Raw genomic sequence first — 6,758 nt, 5'->3', positions numbered from 1 at the left:
GACAGGGCCGGGGGAGTGCGGGGTCGCTGCCGGGTCAGACCCCGGCGGTGGCCGCGCCCTGGGTGGCAGTGCCCCGGGTGGGGGCGGCTTCGGGGGCGGTCTCGGGAGCGGCCTCGGGGGCGTCGGCCGTGGAGCCGTCCGACGCGGGGGCGGGACCGGAGGTCGCACCGTGGGAGTCGACCAGCGTCAGCTCGTCGAACGGCAGCTCGCCGGCCAGCACCCGCCGGGCGCGCTCGGCGTCGATTTCGCCGGTCCAGTGCCCGATCAGCACGGTCGCGACGGCGTTGCCCGCGAAGTTGGTGAGCGCGCGGGCCTCCGACATGAAGCGGTCGATGCCGACGATCAGGCCGACCCCGTCCACCAGCGCGGGCTTGTGCGACTGGAGCCCGCCCGCGAGGGTGGCCAGGCCGGCGCCGGTGACCCCGGCCGCGCCCTTGCTCGCGATCACCATGAAGACCAGCAGCGAGAGCTGTTCGCCGAGCGACATCGGCTTGTCCAGCGCCTCGGAGATGAAGATCGACGACATGGTCAGGTAGATGGCGGTGCCGTCGAGGTTGAAGCTGTAGCCGGTCGGCACGGTGATGCCGACGACCGGGCGGCTGACGCCCAGGTGCTCCATCTTGGCGATCAGGCGGGGCAGCGCGCTCTCGGAGGAGGAGGTGGAGAGGATCAGCAGGAACTCGCGGCCGAGGTACTTCAGCAGCGCGAACACGTTGACCCCGGCGACCAGGCGCAGCAGCGTGCCCAGCACCACGACGACGAACAGCGCGCAGGTGACGTAGAAGCCGATCATGATGACGGCCAGGCTCTTCAGCGCGGCGGTGCCGGTGGCGCCGACCACGGCGGCCATCGCGCCGAAGGCGCCGACCGGTGCGACCCACATGATCATCGACATGACCCGGAAGACCAGCCGCTGCACGTGCTCGATCCCGCGCAGCACCGGCGCGCCGGCCGGGCCCATCGCCTGGAGGGCGAAGCCGGTGAGGAGGGCGACCAGCAGGGTCTGGAGCACCTTGCCCTGGGTCAGGGCGGAGAACAGCGTCTCGGGGATCATCCCGAGCAGGAAGTCGGCGGTCGACTGGGCGCCGCCGGCGGCCGCCTGGGCGTGGCCGGACTTGGCGAGCGCGGCGGTCAGGTGCAGTCCGCCGCCGGGCTCCAGCAGGTTGCCGACGACCATGCCGATGGCCAGCGCGACGGTCGACATGGCGAGGAAGTAGCCGAGGGCGAGGCCGCCGACCTTGCCGACCTTCGCGGCCTTGGTCACCGAGCCGATGCCCAGGACGATGGTGCAGAAGATCACCGGGCTGATCATCATCTTGATCAGGTTGACGAAGCCCGTGCCGATCGGCTTCAGCTCCACGGCGAAACCGGGGGCGGCCAGGCCGACCACCACACCCGCGACCACCGCGGCGATCACGGCGATGTAGAGGTAGTGGGTCCGGTCCTTGCGTCTGGGTCCCGCCGCCGCGGCGGCTCCAGTGATCGACATCTGCGGCTCCCTTGCCGTGCAGTCCTGGTGGCCCCGGGGGGATGGGCCGCTCCGACTATGGGCTCCGAGGTGACGGAGGTCACGTTTGCGTTCATAGAGTTCACGAACGGCGCGGGCGGCCCGGATGTTCGGCGCGGGCCGCCCGGATGTCCGGCCCGCGAACGGTGCGGGCAGGACGGCCCTCGGGGGTGCCCGGGGGCGTGGTGCACACTGGCAGGCATGTCCGAGCGCACCGCCCCCACCGCCCCGCGCCGCCGCTCGCACCGGCCGACGGGCCGCGGTCCCCGGCGGCTGGTCCGCAGCCTGGCCGGGCAGCTGTTCGTCGTCCAGGTGGTGATCGTCGCCGCCGTGGTCGCCGGCGGGGCGGTGCTCGCGTACCTCTTCACCGCCGACCGAACCGAGGACGCCGCCCGCCGCCAGGTCACCGCGGTCGCGCACGCCGTCGCCGACTCGCCGTCCGTCCGGGCCGCCGTCGGTTCCCCCGACCCGACCGCGGCCCTCCAGCCGTACGCCGAGCAGGTGCGGGCCGACACCGGGGTCTCCTTCATCACCGTCATGGACACCGACGGCGTGCGCTGGACCCATCCGCTGCCCGAGCAGATCGGCCGGACCTACCTCGGGCACATCGACCGGGCGCTCGCCGGGCAGACCCACAGCGAGACGTACACCGGCACGCTCGGCCCGTCCGTGCGGGTGGTCACCCCGGTGTGGGACGACCGGCATCAGGTGGTCGCGCTGGTCAGTGCGGGCCTCACGGTGGAGTCGATCTCCGCACAGCTGAGCGGTCCGCTGCTCGCCCTGGTCGGGGTGGCGGTCGCCGCGCTCGCGGCCGGCGGCGTCGGCACCTACCTCGCCAACTCCCGGCTGCGGCGGCACACCCACGGGATGGGGCCGGACCAGCTGAGTCACCTCTACGAGTACCACCAGGCCACCCTGCACGCGGTGCGCGAGGGACTGGTCCTGCTGGACCGCTCGCACCGGGTGGTGCTGTGCAACGACGCCGCCCGTGAACTGCTCGGCCTGACCGGCGACCTGGAAGGTCGACCGGTGGCGGAACTGGGCCTGCCGGAGGCGCTGGTGGCGGCCGTGCTGGGGGAGGAGCCGGTCCGGGACGAGGTGCACCTGACCGCCGAGCGCGTCGTGGTGCTGAACACCTCCACGATCGGCACCGGCCCCGGTCTCGGCCGGGTGGTGACCCTCCGAGATCACACCGAACTTCAGGCGCTCAGTGGGGAGTTGGACTCGGTGCGGTGCTTCACTGAGGCGCTCGGCGCGCAGGCGCACGAAGCCGCCAACCGGTTGCACGCGGTGGTCTCGCTGATCGAACTCGGCCGCCATGAACAGGCGGTGGAGTTCGCCACCGCCGAACTCGAACTCGCCCAGCAGCTCACCGACCGGGTGGTCGCGGCGGTGGGCGAGCCGGTGCTGGCCGCCCTGCTGCTCGGCAAGGCCGCCCAAGCAGCCGAACGGGGCGTGGAGTTGACGCTCACCGAGGACAGTCGGATCGACGACGGGGTGCTGCCGCCCGACCTCTCCGCGCGGGACCTGATCACCGTCCTCGGCAACCTGATCGACAACGCCGTGGACGCCGCCATCGCCGGCGCGGCCGAGAGTCCCGTCCCGCCGGAGGTCACCGTCACGGCGCGGATCGCCGGCGGTCGGGACTGCGTCGGTCGGGACCGCGTCGGCGGCGATAGCGGAGGCCGCGATGGCGGAGGCCGCGATGGCGGAGCGGGTGGTGACGGCGGGGATGGCGGTGACGGCGCCAGGGTGCCCGGCGACTGCCTGCTGCTGCGGGTCGCCGACACCGGCGCGGGGATCGACCCGGGCGCGGTCGAGGACGTCTTCCGGCGGGGCTGGAGCACCAAGCAGGACGGCCGCGGGCACGGGCTCGGGCTGGCGCTGGTCGCCCAGACCGCCCGGCGCAACGGCGGCACCGTCGAGGTCGGACGGGAGCGCGGCGCGGTGCTCACGGTACGGCTGCCGCTGGCCGGACGGCCGGGCGGGCCCGGTGGCGCACCGGGGGAGTCCGTCGACCGGCCCGGTGGGTCCGCCGACCGGCCCGGCGGGTCGACCGGTCGGGAGCAGGAAGGGGTACTGGCGTGAACGGCATCGGCGACACCGCCGCCGCGGCGGGGATCTCCGTCCTGGTGGTCGAGGACGACCCGGTGGCCGCGGCCGCGCACACCCTGTACGTCCGGCGGGAGCCCGGCTTCCACGCCGCCGGGACGGTCCACAGCTGCGCCGACGCGCTGCGCTTCCTGGACCGGGCCCGCGCCGCCGGGACGCCCGTCGACCTCACCCTGCTCGACCTCTACCTGCCGGACGGCCACGGGCTCCAGCTCTGCCGTACGCTGCGCGCGGCCGGTCACAGCACCGATGTCATCGCGGTGACCTCGGCCCGCGACCTCGCGATGGTCCGGCAGGCGGTCTCCGCGGGCGTCGTGCAGTACCTGCTCAAGCCGTTCAGCTCGGCCGCCCTGCACGACCGGCTGCAGCGCTACGCCCGCTACCGCGACAGTCTCGGGCGCACCGGGGAGGCGACCGGACAGGACGAGGTCGACCAGGCGTTCGCCCTGCTCCGTACGCCGGAGCGCAGCACCCTGCCCAAGGGGCTGTGTGCGTCCACCCTGGACACCGTCGCCTCGGTCCTGCGCGAGGCGGCCTCCGGGTTGTCGGCGGCGGCCGCGGGCACGGCGGCCGGGGTCTCGCGGATCACCGCGCGGCGCTACCTGGAGCACCTGGTGGAGACCGGGTGCGCGGTGCGGGAGCCGCAGTACGGGAGCGTCGGGCGGCCGGAGCTCTGCTACCGCTGGAGGAACCGGGCCTGAGGAACCGGGCCTGCGGGGCGGGGTCGGCCGGGTCGGCCGGGGTCGGTCGGTGGGGCCGGGCCGTGACCTTTCCGCGCGACGCTCGTTGGAGGGACCGGGGGAGGTTCACTCGCTCGGGTGGTTCTGGGAACCCGAGGGCATTCCGCCAGGTCAAGGGCAGTAAAGTTAGGCTTACCTAACTTCCCCTGGGGGTTTCTCGTGTCGCTCGCTGCCGTACCCGTCCAGGCCGCCTCCGGAGCCCCGGCCGCCGGTGAAGCCATCCTGCGCCGTCAGCGCGTCCGCGAGTCCGCCGCCAGAACCTACGCCCGCTCCTTCCCGATCGTCCCGGTCCGCGCCCACGGCATGACCGTCGAGGGCGCCGACGGGCGGCGCTACCTGGACTGCCTCTCCGGTGCCGGCACGCTCGCCCTCGGCCACAACCACCCGGTGGTGCTGGAGGCGATCCGCCGCACCCTCGACAGCGGCGCCCCGCTGCACCTGCTCGACCTCGCCACCGCCGAGAAGGACGACTTCACCAGCGCGCTCTTCGAGAGCCTGCCCGCGGAGTTCGCCGCCCGCGCCCGGGTGCACTTCTGCGGACCGGCCGGGACGGACGCGGTCGAGGCCGCGCTCAAGCTGATGCAGACCGCCACCGGCCGCTCCGGCGCGCTCGCCTTCACCGGCGCGTACCACGGCATGACCGCCGGCGCCCTCGCGCTCACCGGCAACGTCGCGGTCAAGGAGCCGCTGCCGAGCGGCGGCGAGGTCGCCCGGCTGCCCTACCCGTACGGCTACCGCTGCCCGTTCGGGGTCGGCGGCGAGGCGGGCGCGGACCTCGCCGCGACGTACGTGGAGCGGCTGCTGGACGACCCCTCGGGCGGTGTGGTCGCGCCCGCCGCGATGATCCTGGAGGCCGTCCAGGGCGAGGGCGGGGTCGTCCCCGCGCCCGACGGCTGGCTGCGCGCGATGCGCCGGATCACCGCCGAGCGCGGCATCCCGCTGATCGTCGACGAGGTGCAGACCGGGGTCGGCCGCACCGGCGCGATGTGGGCGATCGAGCACAGCGGCATCGTCCCGGACGCGATGGTCCTCTCCAAGGCCATCGGCGGCAGCCTGCCGCTCGCCGTCGTCGTCTACCGCGAGGACTACGACGGCTGGCGGCCCGGCGCCCACACCGGCACCTTCCGAGGCAACACCCTCGCCATGGCCGCCGGGGCCGCGACGCTGCGCCACGTCGCGGCGAACGGGCTGGCCGAGCGGGCCGCCGTCGTCGGCGAGCGGATGGCGGCCCGGCTGCGCGAACTCGCGGCCGAACTGCCGGTGATCGGCGACGTGCGCGGCCGGGGGCTGATGCTCGGGGTCGAACTGGTCGACCCGGCGGCCGAGCCCGACGCGTGCGGCGCCCGGCCGGCCGACCCGGCGCTCGCGGTGCGGGTCCGGGAGGCGTGCCTGGCGCGGGGGCTGATCGTCGAGCTCGGCGGGCGCCACGACGCGGTGCTGCGGCTGCTCCCGCCGCTCACCATCACCGACGAGCAGGTGGCGGCGGTGCTGGAGCGGCTGGCGGAGGCGATCGCGGCGGCCTCCACCGGCGGGCCGACGGGCGGATCGGCGGGTGGGCCGACGGGCGGGACGGCGGGTCGTCCGGCACACGGTTCCGCGGGTGCGCCGACGGTGCGGGGGAACCGGTGAGCGGGCCCGGATCCGGCCCCGTCGGGCTCCCCCGGGACGGTGCCGCCACGAACGCCCTGGCGGGCGGCGCGGCCGGGCCGGGCGCGCTCGGACCGCTGCTGGCCACCGTCCTCGACTCCCTGGAGACGGGCACCGCCATGCGCTCCGGACCGGTGCCGGCGGGCAGCCCGGCCGAGATCGCCGCACTCGTCGACGACGCGCTGGCCACCGACGACGGACCCGGCGCGCTCGCCCGGCTCACCCAACTGCTCGCCTACGGCGCCGCCGACCCCGCGGACCCGGCCTGCGCCGCGCACCTGCACTGCCCGCCGCTGGCCGTCGCCGCCGCGGCGGACCTCGCGGTCAGCGCCCTCAACCCCTCCCAGGACTCCTGGGACCAGGCCCCCGCCGCCACCGCGCTGGAGAGCACGCTGCTCGCCGAGATCGCCGGACTGGTCGGCTACGACCCGGAGCGCGCCGCCGGCGTCCTCACCTCCGGCGGCACCGAGTCCAACCTCATGGGGCTGATGCTGGCGCGCGACCAGAAGCTCGACGGCATCGTGGAGTTGGACGGCATCCCGGCCGGCGTCCGGCCGTGCATCCTCGCCTCCGAGGCCGCGCACTTCTCCGTCCAGCGCGCCGCCGCCCTGCTCGGCCTCGGCGAGCGGGCCGTCATCCCCGTCGCGGTCGACCGCGGGCTGCGGATGCGGGAGGACGAACTGGAACGGGCGATGGCCGAGGCCAGCTGGGCCGGACGGACCCCGATCGCCGTGGTCGCCACCGCGGGCACC

General features: G+C 75.0%; 5 protein-coding genes. 4 read left to right on the top strand and 1 reads right to left on the bottom strand.

Features of this window, described 5'->3' with window-relative positions:
- Positions 1 to 34: 34 nt before the first annotated feature.
- Complete coding sequence (locus ACFU6K_RS27110) at positions 35 to 1,489, bottom strand: cation:dicarboxylate symporter family transporter (protein WP_380667262.1); 1,455 nt, start codon at positions 1,487 to 1,489, stop codon at positions 35 to 37.
- 219 nt (positions 1,490 to 1,708) lie between these two features.
- On the opposite strand from ACFU6K_RS27110, the gene ACFU6K_RS27105 reads away from it, so the two are divergent.
- From ACFU6K_RS27105 to ACFU6K_RS27090, 4 genes are all read left to right on the top strand, one after another.
- Positions 1,709 to 3,595, top strand: a complete 1,887-nt coding sequence (locus tag ACFU6K_RS27105; RefSeq protein ID WP_380667260.1) for an ATP-binding protein — start codon at positions 1,709 to 1,711, stop codon at positions 3,593 to 3,595.
- Positions 3,592 to 4,320: a response regulator gene (locus tag ACFU6K_RS27100; RefSeq protein WP_380667258.1), complete on the top strand. Its 729-nt coding sequence runs from the start codon at positions 3,592 to 3,594 to the stop codon at positions 4,318 to 4,320. The genes ACFU6K_RS27105 and ACFU6K_RS27100 overlap by 4 nt, the downstream gene beginning before the upstream one ends.
- A gap of 198 nt (positions 4,321 to 4,518) precedes the next feature.
- Positions 4,519 to 5,988, top strand: coding sequence for a diaminobutyrate--2-oxoglutarate transaminase (locus tag ACFU6K_RS27095; RefSeq protein WP_380667256.1), 1,470 nt, complete (start codon positions 4,519 to 4,521; stop codon positions 5,986 to 5,988).
- On the top strand, positions 5,985 to 6,758 hold a 774-nt coding region (locus ACFU6K_RS27090; RefSeq protein ID WP_380667254.1), incomplete at its 3' end, for a pyridoxal phosphate-dependent decarboxylase family protein. The genes ACFU6K_RS27095 and ACFU6K_RS27090, both read left to right, overlap by 4 nt.

The sequence above is a fragment of the Kitasatospora sp. NPDC057512 genome, assembly GCF_042802135.1.
Taxonomy (GTDB): domain Bacteria; phylum Actinomycetota; class Actinomycetes; order Streptomycetales; family Streptomycetaceae; genus Kitasatospora.
Note: the sequence above shows the minus strand (reverse complement) of the source record. Positions and strands in the feature narration are given on the sequence as shown.